The sequence below is a fragment of the Cellulosimicrobium sp. CUA-896 genome, from assembly GCF_001942335.1.
In the GTDB taxonomy this organism is placed as follows: domain Bacteria; phylum Actinomycetota; class Actinomycetes; order Actinomycetales; family Cellulomonadaceae; genus Cellulosimicrobium.
This window is the reverse complement of sequence record NZ_MKKH01000036.1, coordinates 1-22,021: the sequence shown is the minus strand read 5'-3', so window position 1 is coordinate 22,021 and position 22,021 is coordinate 1. Positions and strand designations below refer to the sequence as shown.

Annotated in this window: 17 protein-coding genes and 4 pseudogenes; 13 read left to right on the top strand and 8 right to left on the bottom strand. The window is 74.4% G+C overall.

From position 1 onward, the window contains the following. The 3 genes from BJF88_RS12305 (at window position 1) to BJF88_RS12295 (ending at window position 3,911) form a co-directional block, all read left to right on the top strand. Window positions 1–813 (top strand): RNA methyltransferase, encoded by an 813-nt coding sequence (locus BJF88_RS12305; RefSeq protein WP_369824592.1) that lies wholly within the window; start codon window positions 1–3, stop codon window positions 811–813. 142 nt (window positions 814–955) lie between these two features. Continuing rightward, a complete protein-coding gene (gene acs, locus BJF88_RS12300) occupies window positions 956–2,977 on the top strand; it encodes an acetate--CoA ligase (RefSeq protein WP_075829016.1) in 2,022 nt (673 codons plus the stop codon). Window positions 2,978–3,011: 34 nt separating this feature from the next. Beyond that, window positions 3,012–3,911 (top strand): pentapeptide repeat-containing protein, encoded by a 900-nt coding sequence (locus tag BJF88_RS12295; protein ID WP_075829015.1) that lies wholly within the window; start codon window positions 3,012–3,014, stop codon window positions 3,909–3,911. A gap of 36 nt (window positions 3,912–3,947) precedes the next feature. Here the strand turns inward: BJF88_RS12295 and BJF88_RS20515 are convergent, their stop codons facing one another. Together BJF88_RS20515 and BJF88_RS23655 are read right to left on the bottom strand one after the other, a co-directional pair. Continuing rightward, window positions 3,948–4,682 (bottom strand): MFS transporter, encoded by a 735-nt coding sequence (locus BJF88_RS20515; protein ID WP_369824591.1) that lies wholly within the window; start codon window positions 4,680–4,682, stop codon window positions 3,948–3,950. A gap of 107 nt (window positions 4,683–4,789) precedes the next feature. Beyond that, window positions 4,790–5,194: pseudogene (locus BJF88_RS23655) on the bottom strand (MFS transporter); the annotation flags it as partial. Between the two features lie 177 nt (window positions 5,195–5,371). Here BJF88_RS23655 and mshD point away from each other — a divergent pair. The 3 genes from mshD to BJF88_RS12275 are packed head-to-tail and all read left to right on the top strand — an operon-like array spanning window position 5,372 to window position 9,789. Next, window positions 5,372–6,361: a mycothiol synthase gene (mshD, locus tag BJF88_RS12285; protein ID WP_075829014.1), complete on the top strand. Its 990-nt coding sequence runs from the start codon at window positions 5,372–5,374 to the stop codon at window positions 6,359–6,361. 43 nt (window positions 6,362–6,404) lie between these two features. After that, the gene (locus BJF88_RS12280) at window positions 6,405–8,747 is read left to right on the top strand and encodes an RNA degradosome polyphosphate kinase (protein WP_083649098.1); all 2,343 of its coding nucleotides are present in this window, start codon (window positions 6,405–6,407) and stop codon (window positions 8,745–8,747) included. Between the two features lie 4 nt (window positions 8,748–8,751). Then, window positions 8,752–9,789: an NUDIX domain-containing protein gene (locus BJF88_RS12275; RefSeq protein WP_255371994.1), complete on the top strand. Its 1,038-nt coding sequence runs from the start codon at window positions 8,752–8,754 to the stop codon at window positions 9,787–9,789. Between the two features lie 24 nt (window positions 9,790–9,813). Here BJF88_RS12275 and BJF88_RS12270 read toward each other — a convergent pair whose 3' ends face one another. The 3 genes and pseudogenes from BJF88_RS12270 to BJF88_RS12260 form a co-directional block, all read right to left on the bottom strand. Then, window positions 9,814–10,821 (bottom strand): inorganic phosphate transporter, encoded by a 1,008-nt coding sequence (locus tag BJF88_RS12270; protein ID WP_075829013.1) that lies wholly within the window; start codon window positions 10,819–10,821, stop codon window positions 9,814–9,816. A gap of 5 nt (window positions 10,822–10,826) precedes the next feature. Continuing rightward, window positions 10,827–11,447, bottom strand: coding sequence for a DUF47 domain-containing protein (locus BJF88_RS12265; protein WP_075829012.1), 621 nt, complete (start codon window positions 11,445–11,447; stop codon window positions 10,827–10,829). 489 nt (window positions 11,448–11,936) lie between these two features. Continuing rightward, window positions 11,937–12,535 (bottom strand): annotated as a pseudogene (locus tag BJF88_RS12260) (hypothetical protein). 245 nt (window positions 12,536–12,780) lie between these two features. Between BJF88_RS12260 and BJF88_RS12255 the strand changes: the two are divergent. The 5 genes from BJF88_RS12255 (at window position 12,781) to BJF88_RS12235 (ending at window position 17,770) form a co-directional block, all read left to right on the top strand. Further along, entirely contained in the window at window positions 12,781–14,235 is a 1,455-nt protein-coding gene (locus BJF88_RS12255) for a sugar porter family MFS transporter (protein WP_075829011.1), read from the top strand. Between the two features lie 197 nt (window positions 14,236–14,432). Next, window positions 14,433–14,996 (top strand): MarR family winged helix-turn-helix transcriptional regulator, encoded by a 564-nt coding sequence (locus BJF88_RS12250; RefSeq protein ID WP_075829010.1) that lies wholly within the window; start codon window positions 14,433–14,435, stop codon window positions 14,994–14,996. Then, window positions 14,993–16,732: an MDR family MFS transporter gene (locus BJF88_RS12245; protein WP_083649097.1), complete on the top strand. Its 1,740-nt coding sequence runs from the start codon at window positions 14,993–14,995 to the stop codon at window positions 16,730–16,732. Before BJF88_RS12250 ends, BJF88_RS12245 begins: the two co-directional genes overlap by 4 nt. 127 nt (window positions 16,733–16,859) lie before the next feature. Then, the gene (locus tag BJF88_RS12240) at window positions 16,860–17,348 is read left to right on the top strand and encodes a MarR family winged helix-turn-helix transcriptional regulator (protein ID WP_075829009.1); all 489 of its coding nucleotides are present in this window, start codon (window positions 16,860–16,862) and stop codon (window positions 17,346–17,348) included. Beyond that, entirely contained in the window at window positions 17,345–17,770 is a 426-nt protein-coding gene (locus tag BJF88_RS12235) for a DUF2809 domain-containing protein (RefSeq protein WP_075829008.1), read from the top strand. Before BJF88_RS12240 ends, BJF88_RS12235 begins: the two co-directional genes overlap by 4 nt. On the opposite strand, the pseudogene msrB reads toward BJF88_RS12235, so the two are convergent. Both msrB and BJF88_RS12225 read right to left on the bottom strand, forming a co-directional pair. Beyond that, window positions 17,745–18,172: pseudogene (gene msrB / locus BJF88_RS12230) on the bottom strand (peptide-methionine (R)-S-oxide reductase MsrB). The gene BJF88_RS12235 and the pseudogene msrB overlap by 26 nt on opposite strands. Continuing rightward, window positions 18,169–19,902: a DEAD/DEAH box helicase gene (locus tag BJF88_RS12225; protein ID WP_255371993.1), complete on the bottom strand. Its 1,734-nt coding sequence runs from the start codon at window positions 19,900–19,902 to the stop codon at window positions 18,169–18,171. The pseudogene msrB and the gene BJF88_RS12225 overlap by 4 nt, the downstream one beginning before the upstream one ends. 236 nt (window positions 19,903–20,138) lie before the next feature. Here BJF88_RS12225 and BJF88_RS12220 point away from each other — a divergent pair. After that, a pseudogene (locus tag BJF88_RS12220) lies at window positions 20,139–20,831 on the top strand (M50 family metallopeptidase); the annotation flags it as partial. 227 nt (window positions 20,832–21,058) lie between these two features. On the opposite strand, the gene BJF88_RS12215 reads toward BJF88_RS12220, so the two are convergent. Next, window positions 21,059–21,325: an iron-sulfur cluster assembly accessory protein gene (locus BJF88_RS12215; RefSeq protein ID WP_075829007.1), complete on the bottom strand. Its 267-nt coding sequence runs from the start codon at window positions 21,323–21,325 to the stop codon at window positions 21,059–21,061. Window positions 21,326–21,787: 462 nt separating this feature from the next. On the opposite strand from BJF88_RS12215, the gene BJF88_RS19650 reads away from it, so the two are divergent. Beyond that, a complete protein-coding gene (locus BJF88_RS19650; protein WP_158068933.1) occupies window positions 21,788–21,949 on the top strand; it encodes a hypothetical protein in 162 nt (53 codons plus the stop codon). Window positions 21,950–22,021 lie beyond the last annotated feature (72 nt).

Sequence of the window (22,021 nt, the reverse complement as noted above, 5' to 3'; positions counted from 1 at the left end):
GTGCAGCGCGTCACGTCCCGCAACGCGGCGTTCCAGCAGTGGCAGGCGCTGCTGACGAACCGTACGAAGCGGCACCGCGCGGGCGAGCTCGTGGTCCAGGGCGTGCGGCCGATCACGCTCGCCGTCGAGCACGGGTGGACGGTCCGCACCTGGCTCGTCGACGCCGACCGGTCGTTGTCGGCGTGGGCGCACGCGATGCTGGACCGCGTCCGCACGCGGCGCTACGCGCTGTCCACCGAGCTGATGCGCGAGCTCGGCGGCAAGGAGGACGAGGCGCCCGAGCTGCTGGCCGTCGTCGGGATGCCGCCGGACGACCTGGGGCGGATCACCGTCGACGACGCCTTCCTCGGCGTCGTGCTCGACCGGCCGAACAACCCCGGCAACGTCGGCACGGTGGCGCGGTCGCTCGACGCCTTCGGCGGCGCCGGGCTGGTCGTCGCGGGCCACGCCGCCGACCCGTACGACCCCCGCGCCGTGCGCGCGAGCACGGGCTCGATCTTCTCCGTGCCCGCGGTGCGCGTCCCCTCCGGCCGCGAGGTGCTCGACTGGGTCGCCGCGCAGCGCGACGCCGGCCGCCCGCTCACGCTCGTGGGCACCGACGAGCACGGCGACGTCGAGCTCGCCGACCACGACCTCACCGGGCCGACGCTGCTGCTCGTCGGCAACGAGACGACGGGCCTGAGCGCGGCGTGGCGCGAGGCGTGCGACGTCATGGTGAGCATCCCGATGCTCGGCGCGGCGAGCTCGCTCAACGCCGCGAGCGCGACGACGGTCGTGCTGTACGAGGCCGTGCGCCAGCGCCGACGGGGCTGACCGCGGCCCGACGGCGCGACGGCCCCGGACCGCGACCGGAGGCGTTCCCACCGACGTGACCGGGGTCACGTCGACGGGGCTAGACTCGCGGCGGCGGGGGCGAGCCCCCGCGCACCAGAGTCGATGCGCACCGGAGGTCAGCGTGCCAGAGAACGAGCCCACCACCGCCCGCGCCGGGCTGGAGAACCTCCTCCACGAGACCCGGGCGTTCCCGCCGAGCCCCGAGCTCGCCGCGCAGGCGAACGCCGGGCCCGAGCTCTACGAGCAGGCGCGCGCCGACCGGCTCGCGTTCTGGGCGCAGCAGGCGACCGACCTGGTCTCCTGGGGCACGCCGTTCACCGAGACGCTGGACTGGTCGCAGGCGCCCGTCGCGCGGTGGTTCGCCGACGGCACGCTCAACGCGGCCTACAACGCCGTCGACCGCCACGTCGAGGCCGGCCTCGGCGACCGCGTCGCGATCCACTTCGAGGGCGAGCCGGGCGACACGCGCACGGTGACGTACGCCGAGCTGCAGCGCGAGGTGTCGCGCGCGGCCAACGCGCTCGCCGCGCTCGGCGTCTCCACGGGCGACCGGGTCGTGATCTACCTGCCGATGGTCGTCGAGGCGGTCGTCGCGATGCTCGCGTGCGCGCGGATCGGTGCGCCCCACTCGGTCGTGTTCGGCGGGTTCTCGGCCGACGCGCTGCGCAGCCGCATCGCCGACGCCGAGGCGACCCTCGTCATCACGGCCGACGGCGGCTACCGCCGCGGGGCGCCGTCCGCGCTCAAGCCCGCGGTCGACGCGGCGGTCGCGCCGAAGGAGGGCGCGCCCGCGACCACCGTGCAGCACGTCCTGGTCGTGCGCCGCACCGGCCAGGACACGGCGTGGACGGACGGTCGCGACGTGTGGTGGCACGACGCGCTCGCGGCGGCCGACACGCAGCACGACCCGGTGTGGGTCGAGGCCGAGCACCCGCTGTTCATCCTCTACACGTCCGGCACCACGGGGAGGCCCAAGGGCATCCTCCACACGACCGGCGGCTACCTCACGCAGGCGGCGTACACGCACCGCACCGTGTTCGACCTCAAGCCGGAGACCGACGTCTACTGGTGCACCGCCGACGTCGGCTGGGTCACCGGCCACACGTACGTCGTCTACGGACCGCTGCTCAACGGCGCGACCCAGGTGCTCTACGAGGGCACGCCCGACACGCCGCACCAGGGCCGCTGGTGGGAGGTCGTCGAGAAGTACGGGGTGTCGATCCTCTACACGGCGCCCACGGCGATCCGCGCGTGCATGAAGTGGGGCGAGGAGATCCCGGCACGGTACGACCTGTCGTCGTTGCGCGTGCTCGGGTCGGTGGGCGAGCCCATCAACCCCGAGGCGTGGATGTGGTACCGCCGCGTGATCGGCGGCGACCGCGCCCCGATCGTCGACACGTGGTGGCAGACGGAGACGGGCGCGATCATGATCTCCCCGCTGCCCGGCGTCACCGCGACGAAGCCGGGCTCCGCCCAGGTGCCGCTGCCCGGCGTCGTCGCGACCGTCGTCGACGACGAGGCGCACGAGGTGCCCGACGGCGGGGGCGGCTACCTCGTGGTGCCCGAGCCCTGGCCGTCGATGCTGCGCGGCATCTGGGGCGACCTCGAGCGCTTCAAGGACACCTACTGGTCGCGGTTCCCCGGGACCTACTTCGCCGGGGACGGCGCGAAGAAGGACGAGGACGGCGACATCTGGCTGCTCGGCCGCGTCGACGACGTCATGAACGTCTCCGGCCACCGCCTGTCCACCACCGAGATCGAGTCGGCGCTCGTGTCGAACGAGCTCGTCGCCGAGGCCGCGGTGGTCGGCGCCACGGACGAGATGACCGGCCAGGCCGTGGTCGCCTTCGTCATCCTGCGCGGCGAGCACGCGCAGCGGGCCGCCGACGCCGACGGCGCCGAGGCCGTGCAGCGGGAGCTGCGCGACCACGTGGCGCGCCAGATCGGCCCGATCGCGAAGCCGCGGCGGATCCTCGTCGTCCCGGAGCTGCCCAAGACGCGCTCGGGCAAGATCATGCGGCGCCTGCTGCGCGACGTCGCCGAGAACCGGGCCGTCGGGGACGCGACGACGCTCGCGGACTCGTCCGTCATGGAGCTCATCGCCGCGGGCCTGCGCACGCCGGCCGCGTCGTCCCAGGACTGACGGCCGCTCGCCGGGGGAGCGGTACCGTCGAGGCGTGCCCGCTCCCCCGACCGACCGCGCGCTGCTCCTCGAGCAGCTCGACCTGCGCGCGGACTGCGCGCGCTGCACGGGCCTGTGCTGCGTCGCCCTCACGCTCACCCGGTCCGCGGACTTCGCGATCGACAAGCCGTCCGGCACGCCGTGCCCGCACCTGCGCGGCGACTTCGGGTGCGGCATCCACTCCCGCCTGCGCACGTCCGGCTTCCCCGGCTGCACGGCCTACGACTGCCTCGGCGCCGGTCAGCGCGTGACCGCGGCCGTGCGGGCCGTGCACGACGACGCGACGTGGCGCGACGGCGACGCCGCGGCCCGCGACGCCTTCGCGGCCCTCCCGGCGCTCACCCAGCTCCATGAGCTGCTGTGGTACCTCACCGACGTGCTCGCGCACCCCGGCGCGGGCCTCGTGCACGACGACGCCCGCCGGGCCCTCGCGGAGACGTCCGCCCTGGCCGGCCTCCCCGCGGCGGAGCTGCTCGCGCTCGACGCCGGCCCCGTGCGCCGACGGGTCGGGCCCCTGGTCGACCGGGCGAGCGCGGCGGTCCGTGCCGCCTCGCTGCGCGGCCGCGGCAGCAGCAGCGGCAGCGGCCCAGCACCGGCACCGGCACCGGCGGTGCGCCGTCGGCTGCGGCCCGGCGCGGACCTCGTGGGCGCGTCCCTGCGCGGGCTCGACCTCACGGGGAGCGATCTGCGCGGCGCGCTGCTCCTCGGCGCGGACCTGCGCGGCACCGACCTCACCGCCGTCGACCTGCTGGGCGCCGACCTGCGCGGCGCGGACGTCCGGGGCGCCGACCTGTCGCACGCGCTGTTCCTGCTCCCGCCGCAGGTCGGCGCGGCCCGCGGCGACACCGTGACGCGGCTCCCGTCGGCGCTCGACCGGCCCCCGCACTGGGGCTGACCGCGACGCGCCCCGTCGCTCCGCGCGTCCGCTCGCTCAGCCGACGGCGTCGCCCGCGGTCCGGGCGATCCGCAGGGCGCGCGGGGCGACGACCACGAGGAAGACGACGACCAGGCCCGCCGCGCCCCAGGCGAGGACGGCGTACGACCACACGGCGATGACCCCGCCGGCGAGCAGTCCGCCGAGCGCCCCGCCGAGGTTCATCGTGAGGTCGGAGACGCCCTGCACGGCGGTGCGCTCCCCCTGCGGCGTGGCGTCGACGAGCAGCGCCGAGCCGGCGACGAGCCCGCACGACCAGCCCACGCCGAGCAGCACGAGCCCGACGGTGAGCCGACCCGCGTCCTCGCTCGGCGCACCCGCCACGACGACGGCCGCGGCGAGCAGCACGACCCCGCCGACGACGAGCACGCGCGCGTGCCCGAGCCGGTCCGCGAGCCACCCGATCACCGGGCTCAGCGCGTACATCCCGGCGATGTGGGCGCTGATGACGAACCCGACGACCTGCAGCGTCGCACCACCGTGGTTCATGTGCACGGGCGTCATCGTCATCACGCCCACCATGACGAGGTGGCTCACGGCGACGGCCGCGAGCGCGAGCCGGGCCGCGGGCGACGACCGCACGACCTCCCAGCCCTCGCGGACACCGCCCTGCCGCTCGGCGGGTGCGGCGGTGGCCGTGCGCCCGGCGACGTGCAGCGGGTCCGGTCGCAGGAAGGCGACGACGACCGCCGCGGCCCCGGCGAACGCGAGCGCCGCGAGGACGTACGGCACGGCCGTCGGGCCGGTGGCGACGGCGCGTGCGCGGCGCCGTGTGCCGGTCCGGGCAGCCCCGACCGTGCGGCGAGCGACGCGCCGACCTCGTCCGCCACGCCCGCGAGCGTCGGGCCGAGGACCGACCCGACCGTCGTCGCCCACACGACGACCGACAGGTCGGTCGCCCGGCGCGCGGGCGTGGCGAGGTCCGTCGCCGCGAACCGTGCCGCGAGACCGGCGGCGGAGCCCGCGCCGAACGCGAGCATCGCCACGACGAGGAGCGGCCACGAGCCCCACCACGTCGCGAGCGTCGCGAGGACCGCGCCCGCCGCGGCGACCGCGAGACCGGTCGCGATCGAGCGCCGCCGCCCCGCGCGCGCGGCGATGCGGGCCAGCGGCAGCGCGACGACCGCCGCACCCACGACGGCCGAGGTCTGCGTCAGCCCCGCGACCGCGTCCGAGCCCGACAGCTCGGACGCGACCAGCGAGGACACCGCGAGCCCGGTCGCGACCCCGATGCCGGCGAGCACCTGCGCGGCCGCGAGCGTCGCGAGGGTCCGCCGCTGCGTGCGGGCGGTGGTCGGGTCGTGCTGCACGTCGGTCACGCCGCCGACACTAGGCCCGCGCGCGGGACCGCCGACAGGGGCGGCACCGCCACGCGACCGGCGATTCCTGCCAGGTCGGGCCGCCCGGGGCAAGATGGGGCGGTGGAGACCGCGATCCTCTGGCACACCGGGCCGCTCATCGACGACGACGAGGTCGCCCAGGTGCACGCCCTCGCGGCGGACGCCGAGAGCGTCGACGGCGCCGCGCCGCTCTCCGAGCAGCCGCTGCTCAACCTGCGTGCGCGCACCGACGACGTGGTGCACCTGCTGACGTGGCGGTCGGGCGAGCTCGCCGGCTACGCGCAGGTCGACCGCCGCGGCGCCGTGCCGAGCGCCGAGCTCGTCGTGCGCCCCGCGCACCGGCGGCACGGCCTGGGGTTCCACCTGCTCGCGAGCGCCGGGGACCGGGCCGCGGCGCCCGCCGGCGCGGCGGAGGGCGAGGACACCGAGGACGGGGCGCCGGACGCCGGCCAGGGCGTCGTCCCCGGCACCACCCCGCTGCGCGTGTGGGCGCACGGCGACCTGCCCGCCGCACGCGCCCTCGCCGCACGGTCGGGCTACGTGCCCGTCCGCGAGCTCCTCGTGCTCGAGCGCCCGCTCGGCGGCGCGTCCGGGCACCCGGTGCCGCCGCTCCCCGCGGGCCTGCGGCTGCGGGCGTTCGTCCCGGGGCAGGACGACGACGCGTGGGTGCGCGCCAACGCGCTCGCCTTCGCGAGCCACCCCGAGCAGGGCCGGCTCACGGTCGCGGACCTGCAGGACCGCACCCGCGAGGACTGGTTCGACGCCGCGGGCCTGCTGCTGCTGGAGCGGGAGGCGTCCGGCGACCTCGTCGGGTTCGTCTGGACGAAGGTCCCCGTCGGCCAGGACGAGGCGGGGCGCGAGGGCGAGATCTACGTCGTCGGGGTGGTGCCGGACGCCCAGGGCCAGGGCCTGGGCGGGCTGCTGACCGCCGTCGGCCTCGCGCACCTGGCCGCCGCGGGCGTGACCACGGCGGTCCTGTACGTCGACGGCGACAACGTGCCGGCCGTGCGCACGTACGAGCGCGCGGGCTTCACCCGGCGCGAGGTCCACGTCCAGTACGCGCCGGCGTGAGCGACGTCACGCGCCGTTCATCCGGCGATGACACGATAGGCCCATGAGCACGACTGCCGAGAAGAGCGGACGGACCCGGGACGCCAAGGGGCGCTTCGTGCCCGGCGACGCCGGTGACGCGGACGGGGCCGTGGCGAGCCGCCCGGTGATCGACCCCTCGCTCGCCGCGCACATCGCGGAGCACATCGCCGAGGAGCCGGGGACCGACGGGTCGGCCTTCGTGACGCAGGGGTCGCCGCTGCCCGACGACCGCTTCGCCGACCGCGAGCTGAGCTGGCTCGCGTTCAACGAGCGGGTCCTCGAGCTGGCGGAGGACCCGCGGCAGCCGCTGCTGGAACGCGTGCGGTTCCTGGCGATCTTCGCGTCCAACCTCGACGAGTTCTTCATGGTGCGCGTCGCGGGCCTCAAGCGGCGCATGGCCACGGGCATCGCGGTCACGGCCGCGTCGGGGCTGTCCCCCCGCCAGGTGCTCGACGCCATCAGCGAGCGCGCGCACGAGCTCATGGCGCGGCACGCGGCGGTGTTCTCGGGCGACGTGCAGCCCGCGCTCGCCGCGGAGGGCATCACGCTCGTGCACTGGGAGGAGCTCGAGACGCGCGAGCAGGAGCGCCTGCACAAGTACTTCCGCAAGCAGATCTTCCCCGTGCTCACGCCGCTCGCCGTCGACCCGGCGCACCCCTTCCCCTACATCTCGGGGCTCTCGCTCAACCTCGCGGTGGTCGTCGCGAACCCCACGACGGGCAAGGAGCACTTCGCGCGCGTCAAGGTGCCCCCGCTGCTCCCCCGCTTCATCGCGGTCGACGCGCGGGGCCGGCCCTCCGCCCCCACCTCGCAGACCGCGGCGACCGACCGCGGCCCGACGTCGTTCGTGCCCATCGAGGAGGTCATCGCCCAGCACCTCGACCACCTCTTCCCCGGCATGGAGGTGCGCGAGCACCACACGTTCCGCGTCACGCGCAACGAGGACGTCGAGGTCGAGGAGGACGACGCCGAGAACCTCCTCCAGGCCATGGAGAAGGAGCTGCTGCGCCGCCGGTTCGGCCCGCCCGTGCGGCTCGAGCTCACGCACGGCATCAGCCCGCGCATCCGTGCCCTGCTCGTGCGCGAGCTCGACGTCGTCGAGGAGGAGGTCTACGAGCTCCCCGAGCCGCTCGACCTGACCGGTCTCAACCTCATGGCCGACCTCGACCGGGCGGACCTGCACTACCCGCCGTTCGTGCCGACGACGCACCGCTACCTCGCCGAGGTGGAGAGCTCCTCGCCGACGGACGTGTTCGCGGCGATCCGCGAGCGGGACGTCCTCCTGCACCACCCGTACGACTCGTTCTCGACGTCGGTGCAGACGTTCCTCGAGCAGGCGGCGTCCGACCCGAAGGTCCTCGCGATCAAGCAGACGCTCTACCGCACGTCGGGCGACTCCCCGATCGTCGACGCCCTCATCGACGCCGCCGAGGCGGGCAAGCAGGTGCTCGCGCTCGTCGAGATCAAGGCGCGGTTCGACGAGCAGGCGAACATCTCGTGGGCCCGCAAGCTCGAGCAGGCCGGCGTGCACGTCGTCTACGGCATCGTGGGGCTCAAGACGCACTGCAAGCTCTCGCTCGTCGTGCGCCAGGAGTCCGACGGCCTGCGCCGCTACTGCCACGTCGGGACGGGCAACTACCACCCGAAGACCGCGCGCCTGTACACCGACCACGGGCTGCTGACGTGCGACCCGGACGTGGGGCAAGACCTCACCCGCCTGTTCAACCAGCTCTCGGGGTACGCGCCGCAGTCGCGGTTCCACCGACTGCTCGTCGCGCCCCGGACGGTCCGCTCGGGCCTCGTCGAGCGCATCGAGCGCGAGGCGGCCGCGGCCCGCGCCGGCCGCGAGGCGTGGGTGAAGATCAAGGTCAACTCCGTCGTGGACGAGACGACGATCGACGCCCTGTACCGCGCGTCGCAGGCGGGCGTGACGATCGACCTGGTCGTGCGCGGCATCTGCGCCGTGCGCCCCGGGGTCCCCGGGCTGTCGGAGAACATCCGCGTCCGCTCGATCCTCGGGCGCTTCCTCGAGCACTCGCGCATCTTCGCGTTCGCCAACTCCGCCGGCCCGGAGATCGGCGAGGGGCCGGAGTCGGGCCCCGAGCTCTTCATCGGCTCGGCCGACCTCATGCACCGCAACCTCGACCGCCGCGTCGAGGCGCTCGTGCGCATCTCCGACCCGGACCAGGTCCGCGAGCTGCTCGACCTCATCGACACGTCCATGGCGGACGGGACGGCGTCGTGGCGCCTGCACGCGGACGGGACGTGGGAGCGCCCCGCCTCCGACCGGGACGGGAACCCCCTGGTCGACCTCCAGGCGAGCCTCGTGAACCGGCAGCGCCGCCGCCTCGCCGGGAGGCGGTGACCGGATGGCGATGCCGCCCTCCGGCCCGGGCAACGGGATCACGCTCGTGCCCCCGCTCGGCCCGACGCACGTCGAGCACACGCCTGTCGTCGAGTCCGCCGGCGCGCTCGTGTGGCGCCTGCAGCGCGGACAGCTCCAGGTCCGGCTCGTCCACCGCCCGCGCTACGACGACTGGTCGTGGCCCAAGGGCAAGCTCGAGCCCGGCGAGACCTTCCAGGCCGCCGCCGCCCGCGAGGTCGCCGAGGAGACGGGCAAGCCGGTCGTGCTCGGCGTCCCGCTGCCCGGCCTGCAGTACCTCACGTCCGAGGGCCGCGTGAAGCGCGTCCACTACTGGGCCGGCCGCCGCGCCTCACGCTCCGACGACGCCGGGGCGCTCGCCGCGCGCCCCCCGGTGCCGCCCGTGTCGCCCCAGGAGATCGACGCGGCCGAGTGGCTCTCGGCCCCCGACGCGGCACGCCGTCTGACGCGCGGGTCGGACCGGACCCCGCTCGACGTGCTCGTGCGCGAGCACGAGGAGGGACGCCTCGCGACGCACGTGGTCGTCATCGCGCGGCACGGCAAGGCGGTCTCGCGCACGGCCTGGCACGGGCAGGAGCGGGAGCGCCCGCTCACCCCGGCCGGGTACGCGCAGGCGATGGCCCTCGTGCCCGTGCTGGCCGCGTACGGCGTCCGGGACGTCGTCACGAGCCGGTGGGACCGCTGCGCGCAGACCGTCGCGCCCTACACGCGCGCGGCGGGGCACGAGCCGGTGTGCAGCGACCACCTCTCGGAGGCGCAGCACGAGCGGTCGCCCGCGCGCGTCGCGCGCACGGTCCGCGAGCTCCTCGAGTCGGACCGCTCGTCGGTGCTGTGCACGCACCGGCCCGTGCTCCCCACCGTCCTCGACGTCCTGGGCCAGCACTCGCGGCGCGCCGTCGCGAACGCGCTGCCGACCCGTGACCCGTACCTCGACCCCGGCGAGATGATCGTCGCGCACGTCGCGCGCACGCCGAAGGGCCCGCGCGTCGTCGCCGCGGAGAAGGTCGCGCCTCCGCTGCACTGACCGGTGGTCACGGCCGGCCGGTCGTCAGACCAGGAGCGGGCCGAGGATCCAGTACATGACCGCGGCGACGAGGGCCGCCATGGGGATGGTCAGCACCCAGGCGGCGCCAATGTTCTTCGCGACGCCCCAGCGCACGGCCGACAGCCGCTTCGTCGCGCCCACGCCCATGATCGCGGACGTGATCGTGTGCGTCGTCGAGACCGGCGCGTGGAAGATGAACGCGTTGGCGTACAGCACGAGCGCGGACACGGACTCGGCGACGAACCCGCGCGACGGGTCGAGCTCGATGATCTTGCGGCCGAGCGTGCGCATGATGCGCCACCCGCCGGCGTAGGTGCCGAGCGAGATGGCCGTCGCCGCGGAGAGCTTCACCCACAGGGGGATCGTGTTGTCGTCCTGGAACCCGCCCGCGACGAGAGCGAGCACGATGACGCCCATCGTCTTCTGCGCATCCTGCAGGCCGTGGCCCAGCGCCATCGCCGCGGCGGACGCCGTCTGGGCGATGCGGAACCGGCGGAACGCCTTGGTGGGCAGGGCGTTGCGGAACAGCCACAGCACGCCGACCATGAGCGCGAACGCCAGGCCGAACCCGATGAGCGGCGAGAAGATCATGGGCAGCACGACCTTGTCGAGGATCGCGTCCCAGTGGACCGTGATGCCCGACGCGATGCCGACGCCCGCGAGCCCGCCGATGATCGCGTGCGTCGAGGACGAGGGCAGCCCGAGCCACCAGGTGATGAGGTTCCACGTGATCGCGCCGACGAGCCCGCACAGCACGATGACGAGCCCTTGGTGCGGTGGCACGTCGTTCACGGCGACGATGTCCTCGGCGATGGTCTGCGCGACCGCCGTGCCGAGGAGCGCGCCGATGAGGTTGAACACGGCGGCCATGATCAGCGCCGCACGCGGTGTCAGCGCCCGCGTGGACACCGACGTCGCGATCGCGTTCGCCGCGTCGTGGAAGCCGTTGGTGTAGTCGAACGCCAGCGCGAAGGCGACGACGACGACGACGAGGACGACCTCGGAACCCACGGCGCTCAGGACTCCTTGAGCGCGATGGTCTCGACCGTGTTCGCGACCTTCTCGAAGGCGTCGGCCGCCTCCTCGAGGACCTCGACGATCTCCTTGAGCTTCATGAGCTGGATGGGGTCCGAGACGTCGTCGAACAGCTCGGCGAGGAGCTTGCGGTGCAGCTTGTCCGCCTGGTTCTCGAGGCGGTTCACCTCGACCCAGTACTCGGCGAGGTCGCTCATCGAGCGCAGTCGCGGCATGGCCTCCGCCGTCAGCTCCGAGGCGCGCTGGAGCACCTGCACCTGCTCGGACACCCGGGCGGGGAGCTCCTCGACCTTGTACAGGACGATGAGGTCGGCCGCCTCCTCCATGTAGTCCATGCAGTCGTCGAGCGTCGAGGCCAGGGCGTAGATGTCGTCGCGGTCGAACGGCGTGACGAACGTCTGGTTGAGCCGCCGCATGATCGTGTGCGTCGCGTCGTCGGCGAGGTGCTCCGTCTCGCTGAGCTGCTTCGCGAGCAGCTTGCGCGTCGAGCGGTCGGCACCGAGCAGCTCGGCGAGGAGCGTGGAGCCGGTGACGAGGTGCTGCGCCGAGTCGGCGAGGAGGTCGAAGAACGTGGTGTCGCGCGGGGTCAGGCGCAGGCGCACAGGAGGCTCCGGGGGTACGGCGAGGTGGGGGACGTCGCGAGTCTCAGGACTGGTCGGTCTCGGTCGGTTCCGCTGCGAGGGTCGAGAGTGTGTCGGTGAGGGCCGGGTGAACACCGGCCGAACTCCCGTCAAATGTAGCGGACGTCGGACGTGGTCCCGCACTCGTGGCTCGTCCCGCCGCGCGGCCGGGTGACCGGCCGCGCCACACCGGGATCGCCCGTCGCCGCCCGCCTCGTCGCGGGCCGCGCGGGCCACGGAGCGACGCCGGACCGGGAGCGCCTCTCGGCGCGTGGCCGCTCGTAGCGGCTGAGTGTGGAGCCCGGGGCTACCGCGGCCCGGCGTCCCGTCCATCGTACGTGCCGCTCCTGCGCACGCGAACCCGGGAGGGCCGGTGTTCGCGCTCCGCGAGACGCCGCGGCGCCGAGGTGCGGGGAACGCCCCGCCGTGCGATCGTCCCGGCCCCGCACGCCGAGCACGGGCCTGGCCCGCTCAGTCGAGACGGCCGGCCCGCCACAGCCCGGCGGCGTGCTCGAGCTCGCCCGCCGTGCGCTGCAACGAGGAGGCGCCGCGGGTCATGCGCAGCGCCGCGTCGGGGTCGGCGAGCTCGCGCGCGTCGGCGTCGAACGCCGCGCCCGTCGCGAGGATGCGGCAGAACGACGCCGCGCGCTCGAGCGCGACGGCGAGGTCGCCCGCGAACACCCCGGACAGCACGGCGTCCGCGAGCGCGCGCAGGTCCTCGGGCTCGGGCGGCGCGGGACCCCGGCGATGGCCTCGTGGACCGGCGCGGCGTCGACCCCGAGGCGGTAGCGCAGCCCGACCGTCTGCGGGTCGCGCCGCACCCACTCGCGCAGCACGTACAGCCGCCAGAGCGCGCCGGGCAGCGAGTTGGGCGCCGCGTCGGACCACAGGGAGGCGACGACGTCGAGCCCCTCCGTCTCGACCAGGCGCACGAGCCGCGCGACCACCTGCGGGTCCTCCGCGTCGCGCGCGCCGTGCACGATCGCGTGGGCGGTCGTGTGGGCGACCTGCTCGCGCAGCGCGGGGTCGAGCTCGCCGGGCAGGTCCTCGGCGTCGCGCGGGTCGAGCATCGCGGGGCGGCGGGGGCGCGCCGTGCGGTCGGACCGGCCGGGGTCGGGCCGTCCGGGGTCCGGCCGTCCGGGGTCGGGGGCGTCGGGGGTCTCGTCGGGCACCCGCCAGTGTGCACCCGGACCGCCGCGCCGGCCGCGCCCGGGACGGCTGTGACGTGCGACGTTCCCCGCGCCGGGCGCGGAGGTCGGTCCTACAGTGACGAAAGGGGCCCCCACAGGAGTCCCAGGGACGACCGGAGGGACCCATGTCACGCAGCGACACCGCAGGCCAGCAGTCGGACGCCGTCCGCAGCGCGCACCGCAAGGCCATCGCCCTGGCCTTCGCCGCCGCGGTGGGAGGCTTCCTCTTCGGCTTCGACAGCTCCGTGATCAACGGCGCCGTCCAGGCCATCGAGGGGCAGTTCGAGCTCGACCCGACCATCACCGGTCTGGTGGTGGCCGTCGCGCTCCTCGGCTGCGCGCTCGGCGCGTGGTCGGGCGGGCGGCTCGCGGACCGGTGGGGCCGCACGCGCGTCATGGTCTTCGGCGCGGTGCTGTTCTTCGTCTCCTCGATCCTGTCGGCCGTCGCGTTCAGCGCGTGGGACCTCGCGATCTGGCGGTTCATGGCCGGTGTCGGCATCGGCATCGCCTCCGTCATCGCCCCCGCGTACATCGCGGAGATCGCGCCCGCACGCCTGCGCGGCCGTCTCGGCTCCCTCCAGCAGCTCGCCATCACGGTCGGCATCTTCGCGGCCCTGCTGTCCGACCAGCTCCTCGCGGAGTCGGCCGGCGGCGCCGCGAACGAGCTCTGGTTCGGCTGGGAGGCCTGGCGCTGGATGTTCCTCGTCTGCGTGGTGCCGGCCCTGGTGTACGGCATCCTCGCGCTGCGCATCCCCGAGTCCCCGCGCTATCTCGTGGCCAAGGGCCAGGACGACGACGCACGCCGCGTCCTGCAGTCCGTGCTCGGCCCCGAGGAGGACGTCGACGAGCGGATCCGGGAGATCCACCGCTCGATCGCGGTGGACGAGAAGAACGCCCAGGAGGGATCGCTGCGCGGGCCCGCGCTCGGGCTCAAGCCGATCGTCTGGGTCGGCATCCTGCTGTCGGTGTTCCAGCAGTTCGTCGGCATCAACGTGATCTTCTACTACTCGACGACGCTGTGGCAGGCCGTCGGCTTCGACGAGAGCCAGTCGTTCCTCGTGTCCACCATCACGGCGGTGACGAACGTCGCGGTGACGTTCATCGCGATCGCGCTCGTGGACAAGGTGGGCCGCCGGCCGATCCTCCTCGTCGGCTCCGCGGGCATGACGGTCTCGCTCGGCATCATGGCCCTCGCCTTCACCCAGGCGACGGGCAGCGGTGAGGACATCACGCTCGGCGGCGCCTGGGGCACGACCGCGCTCGTCGCCGCCAACGCGTTCGTCGTGTTCTTCGGCGCGTCGTGGGGCCCGCTCGTGTGGGTGCTCCTCGGCGAGATGTTCCCGAACCGGATCCGCGCGGCCGCGCTGGGCGTCGCGGCGATGGCGCAGTGGCTCGCGAACTTCACCATCACCCTGACGTTCCCGCCGATGCTCGCCGCCTTCGGCGCGTCGATCCCCTACCTCATGTACGCGATCTTCGCGGCGCTGTCGTTCGTGTTCGTCCTCGCCAAGGTCCGCGAGACCAAGGACGTGGAGCTCGAGGACATGGGCGACGAGGCGGCCGCGCGACCGCGCGCGTAGCCCGGCACGCGTCCCCGTCGAGCCCGGGGTCGCCCACCGTTCGCACCGGCGAAGGGTGGGCGAACCCGGGTTCGTGGCGTCACGGACCGCTCTCGCCGACGCGCGGGGCACACTCGGGAATTCCTTGCCGCGGACAATGGTTGCTGAAAGCAACTGCACGGAGTACGCTTGCCTGCCGCAACCAAGGAGTGTGACCTGTGCTCAGCACCGCAGTCGTGCCTGACGGCGCCCCCGCCGTCCCCCCGGACCAGAGCCCGACGGGCCGTCTCGTCCGGGCGCTCGACGACCTCGCGCGCGTCCAGCGCGAGAGCGCCGGGCGCATCGCCCGCGACCTCGACCTCCCGCGCGCGTCCTTCGGCGTGCTGCGGATGCTCGACCGCTGCGGGCCCGTCCAGCTCGGTGACGTCGCGGCGCGCCTGCGCGTCGACCTGTCGGTCGCCAGCCGGCAGGTGAGCCACCTCGTCGACGCCGGCCTCGCCCGGCGCACGGTCGACGACGACGACCGCCGCGCGCGCACCGTCGAGCTCACCGACGGCGGCCGCGACGTCCTCCGCCGCGCGCACGAGCTCATCGAGGCCATGAGCGCGGCGACGTTCGCCGACTGGACCGCCGACGAGCTGACCGCCGCCGCCGCCCACATCGACCGGGTGACCGCCGCGGTCGCCGCGTCGCACGACGCCGGCGCGCAGGAATCGTCGAGCACCGCGCCCGCCTCTCTCCCCCGTACCACCCCCGCCCACCGAGGAGCCGCATCCGCATGACCGCCGCCACCACCCAGGCGCCGCCCGCCTCCGCCGGGCACACCTCGATGTCCCGCCGCGAGGTCCTGGAGTCCCTCTCCGGGATCCTGCTCGGCATGTTCGTCGCGATCCTCGCCACGTCCGTCGTGTCGAGCTCGCTGCCCAAGATCATCAGCGACCTGGACGGGTCGCAGTCCTCCTACACGTGGGTCGTCACCGCGACCCTGCTCGCGACGACGATCTCGACCCCGATCTGGGGCAAGCTCGCCGACCTCACGAACCGCAAGGTCCTCATCCAGGTCGCGCTGACGATCGCCGTCGTCTCCTCCGCGCTCGCCGGCCTGTCGCAGAACGTCGGCACCCTGATCACGTTCCGCGCCTTCCAGGGGCTGGGCGCCGGCGGCCTCATGGCGCTCGCCACCGTGCTCGTCACGGACATCATCTCGCCGCGCGAGCGCGGCAAGTTCATGGGCCTCATGGGCGGGGTCATGGCCGTCAGCCAGATCGGCGGCCCGCTGCTCGGCGGCGTGCTCACCGACACGGTGAGCTGGCGCTGGAACTTCTTCGTCGGGCTCCCCTTCGCGATCGCCGCCATCGTCGTCCTCCAGCGCACGCTGCACCTGCCGAAGGTCGCGCGCCGCGTCGTGCGGATCGACTACTGGGGCGCCGGCCTCATCAGCGCGGGCGTCTCCACGCTGCTGCTGTGGGTGACGTTCGCGGGCCAGAACTTCGACTGGGTGTCGTGGCAGACGTTCCTCATGGTCGGCGGCGCGGTCGCGGCGCTCGTCGCCGCGGTGCTCGTCGAGCGCGACGCCGCCGAGCCGATCATCCCGCTGCGCCTGTTCCGCAACCGCACCTTCGTGCTCGCGGTCGTGGCGAGCGTCGCCGTCGGCCTCGCCCTCTTCGGCACCGCGGTGTTCCTCAGCCAGTACATGCAGGTGGCACGCGGCAAGACCCCGACCGAGTCGGGCCTGCTCACCGTCCCCATGATCGTCGGGACGTTCGTCGCCTCGACCCTGTTCGGCCAGCTCATCACCCGGTTCGGCCGGTACAAGGCGATCATGGTGACGGGCGCCGCGCTGCTCGCCGCGTCGCTGTTCGCGCTGTCGACCATCGACTACCACACGAGCTTCGTGCTCATCAGCGTGTACCTGTTCTTCCTCGGGACCTCGATGGGCATGCTCATGCAGAACCTCGTGCTCGCGGTGCAGAACACGCTCGCGGTCGAGGAGATGGGTGCGGGGACGTCGACCGTCGCCTTCTTCCGCACGCTCGGCGGTGCCGTGGGCGTGTCCGTGCTGGGTGCCGTCCTCGCGTCCAAGGTGACGTCCTCGATCCAGTCCGGCCTCGCCGAGCTCGGCGTCCCGGCCTCGTCGATGGGCGGCAGCAACGCCGTCCCGGACGTCAGCACGCTGCCGGGCCCGGTCCGGGACCTCGTGGAGCGGGCGTACGGCGACGGGATCGCCGACATCTTCCTCGTCGCGGTGCCGCTCGCGCTCGTCGCCCTCGTCGCCGTGGTCTTCCTCAAGGAGGTGCCGCTCGGCACCAAGACCGGCCTGCAGGAGCGGCTCGAGCGCGAGGCCGCCCTCGCCGGCGAGTCGGCCACCACGCCCGACGGGCGCCCCGCCGACGCCGCGCCCGTCGACGACGGCCACGTCACCCTCGCCGAGGAGACCGAGGCGACGCTCGCCGACGCGGTCGCGCCCGGCGGCGTGGTCGAGGAGGACGAGCGGAGCGCGGCCCAGCGCGTGCGCTAAGTCAGCGGCGGTCGTGGCACGACGCGGGTCCCGGGACGTCCCGGGGCCCGCCGTCGTCGTCCCCGCCCTGCTCGCGAGATCGGCGGAGGATGATGACCGCGGCGCGGCGAGACGCCATGATGGGCCTGTGCCTGCCGAGACCTCCGCATCCAGCGCCGCCCCTGCCACCGGGTCCGACGCCTACGTCGACCTGGAGCGGGAGCTGCGGGTCATGCTGCGCCGCGCCGGCGCCGTCGCCGGCGGGATGGCGCGGCGCATCCACCCGGACCTCGAGGCGAGCGCCTACCCGCTGCTCGCCCACGTCGCCGACCACCCGGGCGTGCGCGGGTCGGAGCTCGCGGCCCACTTCGGCGTCGGGCGGGCCACGATCTCGCGCCAGCTCAGCCGGCTGCACGACCTCGGCCTCGTCGCCCGCGAGGTCGATCCCGAGGACTCGCGCGGCCAGCTCATCACGCTCACGCCCGACGGCGAGGCGCGCCTCCAGGCGGCTCACCGCGGTCGCGTGTCGTCGATCACCGAGGCGCTGGACGACTGGGACCGTGCCGACGTCGCGACGCTCGCGAGCCTGCTGCACCGCTACTCGGAGGACGTCGTGCGCTGGAACGCCGCCCGGTGACCCGTGCGACGTCGCCCCGGCGCCGCACCGCCGCGGGCGTCGCGCTCACCCTGGTCGTGGTCGCAGGCCTCGTGGTCGCGACGCAGGTGCCCGACCCGGTCGGCGACGTCGGCGGCGACGTCCTCTACGCAGCGGCGGCCTACGCCCTCGCGGTGCTCGTGCTGCCGCGCGCGCGGACGGTGGTCGTCGCGGGGCTCGCGCTCGGGTGGTGCTGGGCCGTGGAGGCGCTCCAGGCGACAGGGCTGGCCGCCGCCCTGAACGACGAGGTCCCGCCCGCGGCGTGGCTGCTGGGGAGCACGTTCGCGGTGCGGGACCTGGTCTGCTACGCGGCCGGGGTCGGTCTGGCGCTCGCTGCGGACGCCACGATCCGGCGATCCGGCGTCGCGCGCACCGGTGCTACTGCTGGGCGGCCTCGAACGTGAGGCTCACCGAGTTCATGCAGTAGCGGTCGCCCGTCGGTGTCTGCGGCGCGTCGTCGAACACGTGCCTAGGTGCGACCCGCACCGGGCGCAGCGCACCTCGGTGCGCACCATCCCGAGGCTGCGGTCCTCGATCAGCTCGACGCGGTCGCCCGCGAGGGGGCTGAAGAAGCTCGGCCACCCGCAGTGCGAGTCGAACTTCGTGTCCGAGCGGAACAGCTCGTTGTCGCACGCCCGACACCGGTACACCCCGACGCGCTGCTCGTCGAGCAGCTCGCCGGTCCACGGGCGCTCGGTGCCGGCCTGGCGCAGCACCGCGTACTCCTGCGGCGAGAGCTCCTCGCGCCACTGCGCGTCGGTCCTGCTGATCTCGTAGGGCTGGCTGTCATGGGTCTGACTCGTCATGCTCCACCTCCGACCGTCCCAACCACGCGGACCCGGCACGTGTTCCCGTCCGCACGGGCTGCGGCACGCACGACGAAGGGCCCGGTACCGCTGCCGGTACCGGGCCCTCCGCGTGCCGCTCGCGGCAGGTCAGCGCGGGGTCGACGTCGAGTAGACGGTCGGCCCCGACGACCCGGCGGGGCGCTGCGCGCGACCGCGCCCGCCACGACGCCGGCCCGACGCCTGACCGGCCCCCTGGCCCGCGCCCTGCGACGCGCCCTGGCCGGAACCGGCGCCGCGGCCGCCCTGGCCGCCGGCGCCTGACCACTCTGGCCGCCGGACCGCGAGCCACCACCGCTGCGCTGGCCCGTCGAGCGCTGGCCGCCGGTGGAGGACTGCCCGCGCGACGTCGTGCCCTGACCGCCCTGGCCGCCCTGGCCGCCGCGGCCGCGGCGCGACGCGCGCGAACCGCCGTTGGCGGACGTCGTGCCGCGCTTCGCCTGGGTCTGCGGGGGCGTGACGTCGGCCGGGCGGACGTACGCCGCGACCTCGCCCACGAGCCCCGTGATGGTCTCGTCGCCCGGCGCGACCGGCTTCGGCTGCGCCGTGATCTTCGCCTTGCGCGTCAGGTCGCGGACGTCGCCGCGCTGCTCGGGCAGCATGACCGTCACGACGACGCCCTCCGAGCCCGCCCGCGCGGTGCGGCCCGAACGGTGCAGGTACGCCTTGTGCTCGGCAGGCGGGTCCACGTGCACGACGAGCTCCACCTCGTCGACGTGGATGCCGCGCGCCGCGATGTCCGTGGCGACGAGCACCTTCACGGCACCCGACGTGAACGCCTCGAGGTTGCGCTCGCGCGCACCCTGGCCGAGGTTGCCGTGCAGGTCGACGGCGGGCACGCCCGACGCCGTGAGCTGCTTCGCGAGCTTCTTCGCCTGGTGCTTCGTCTTCATGAACAGCACGCGGCGCCCCGTCCCGGAGGCGAGCTGGTGCACGACCTGCTTCTTCGCCTCCGCGTCGCGCACGGCGAGGATGTGGTGCGTCATCTGGGGGGGCGCGGCCGCGGCGTCGTCCACGGAGTGCCGCACGGGGTTGCTCAGGTAGCGCTTGACGAGCTGGTCGACGCCGTTGTCGAGCGTCGCCGAGAACAGCATGCGCTGCCCCTGCTTCGGCGTCTTGTCCATGATGCGCTTGACGCCGGGAAGAAAGCCGAGGTCGGCCATGTGGTCGGCCTCGTCGAGCACGGTGATCTCGATGCCGTCGAGCGTGAGGAGCCGCTGGTTCAGCAGGTCCTCGAGACGGCCCGGGCACGCGATGACGATGTCCACGCCCTTGTCGAGCGCCGTCACCTGGCGGGACTGGGCGACGCCGCCGAAGATCGTCGTCGTGGTCAGGCCGAGGGCCTTGGCGACGGGCTCCATGGTGGCGTTGATCTGGTTGGCGAGCTCGCGCGTCGGGCACAGCACGAGGGCGCGGGGCCGGCGCGGGTGCCGCGAGGTCGCGGCCTTCGCGAGGCGCGAGACCGTCGGCAGCGAGAACGCGAGGGTCTTGCCGGAGCCGGTGCGCCCGCGGCCGAGGACGTCGCGGCCCTTCAGCGAGTCGGGCAGCGTCGCGGTCTGGATGGGGAACGGGGAGTCGATGCCTGGCGCGAGAGCTCGCGCACGACGGGGGTGGGCAGGCCGAAGTCGGCGAAGGAAGTCACAGAAGTACGAGGCCTCTCGGGGCTGGGGGTCGGGGTCCGCCGCACGCAATCCGGGGGGATCTCCACGACGCGGGGCGCGCGGTTCGCGCTGCCCTCGATGCCCCAGTCTCTCATGCCCGGCGTCGAGCCCCTGGTCACGTGGCCCGCGTCACGTCCGGCTGAGCCGTCCCGGGGGGTTGCCGAGCACGACCTTGGTGTCGTTCTCGGGCCCGTGGCGGCACCACGGTCGTGGTCGACCGCGAGCAGGGTCGTGCTCGCCGGAGCGGCACAGGGTGCTGTGGTGGAATGGCGCGCGTGCAGCAGGAGACGACGCCGCTCGCCGCGACCGGGGACGGCACCGCCGGGGCGGGAGGCGTGTGGGCGACGGTGACCGACGTCGTCGGACAGGTCTGGGAGGCCGCGGTCACGCCCGTCGCTCCCCCGGCACCCGCCGTGGTGACGGCCATGGGCGTGCTCGCGCTCGCCGTCGTGCTCGTCACGCCGGTGTGGCGCGTCGCGCGGCACGTCGTGACGATCGCCCACGAGGGCGCGCACGCGCTCGCCGCGCTGCTGACCGGTCGGCGGCTGTCCGGCATCCGCCTGCACTCCGACACGTCGGGACTCACCGTGTCGTACGGCAGGCCACGAGGGTTCGGCATGGTGCTCACCGCGTTCATGGGGTACGTCGGCCCGGGTCTCGTCGGGCTCGGCGCGGCCGCGTTGCTGCGGCAGGGCTACGCCGTCGGGCTGCTGTGGCTGCTCGTGCTGCTGCTCGCCCTCATGCTGCTGCAGATCCGGAACTGGTTCGGCCTGTGGTCGGTGCTCGTCAGCGGAGCGGCGCTCGTCGGCGTGTCGTGGTGGGCCACGCCGCCGGTGCAGAGCGCCGTCGCGTACGCCGTGACGTGGTTCCTGCTGCTCGGCGCGGTCCGGCCGGTGCTCGAGCTGCAGGCTCAGCGGGCGCGTGGCCGCGGCGGCCGCTCGGACGCCGACATGCTCGCGCACCTGACGCGCGTGCCGGGGATCGTCTGGGTGGGCGTCTTCCTCCTGGTCACCCTGGCTCGGCCGCGCTCGGTGCCTGGTGGATCGTGGGTCCGGCGGCCTGAGCCCGGGAACGCACGACGACGGGCCGCCCGCGCGATGCGGACGGCCCGTCGGAGGTTCGAGGACGCGCCGGAGGAGGAGAGGGCGCGCCGTCGAAGACTGTGTGCGGCGTCAGCCCTGAGGGGTCAGGACGAACGACGGACCTGCGCGTTCGGGTCGGTGTCGAGCGTGAGGTTCGAGAGGGTCGGCACGGTGGCGGACTCCACGAACACCTTCGCCTCGCCGTTCTCGACGACCGTGTCGTCGGGCTGCGGGGCGGGCACGAGCGCGAGCTCGAAGCTGCCGGCCTGGTCCGCGGACTCGGCGATCCGCAGACCGCCTCCCTCGGGGACACCGGCCTGCGTGGTGAGGTCCTGGACAGCGGTACGGGCGTTGTCGGTCAGGGTAAGCACGAGAGCTCCTCTCGTCGCCGGGCGGGGCTACGGGACACGTCGGGCGGCACGCACCCGGGTCGGTGCGCCCTGCCGTCGGTGCACCCTCCCGCGGGCCCCTCGGTCTCCTCCAACCAAGCAAGATCGGCTCGCGGCCGCAAGCGAAACCCGGCCGTCTCGCGAAACTTCTCGCCCAGCAAGACAGCGCGCGGCACGGTCCACCGGCACCCTCTAAGGTGCGCGCTCGTCCGCGCGGGACCGACCGCGGCCGCACGGCCCGACGCGTGCGCCGGGCCGACGACGACGGTAGGAACGTCCCGTGACGTCGAACCGCGTGCCCGACCACCACGCACCCGAGCCCCGCGTGCTCGGCGTCGACGCGTGCCGCGCCGGCTGGGTGGGCGTCGTGCTCGACGACCGGCCCGACGACGCCCGGCCCCGTGGCCCGCAGGGCGCACGAGCCGCACCCGGGTCGAGGCCCACGTGGCCGCGACGATCGACGCGCTCGTCGCGCTCGCGTCCGCGGGCGGCGACCTCGACGCGGTCGCGATCGACATCCCCGTCGGGCTTCCCGACGCCGGGCGCGACGTGCGGACGTCCTCGCGCGGGCGGAGATCGGCGCGCTGCGGTCCTCGGTGTTCATGACCCTGTGCCGCGCCGCCCTGAGCGCACCCGACCACGCGACCGCCGTCCGGGTCAACCGCGAGCACGCGGGCG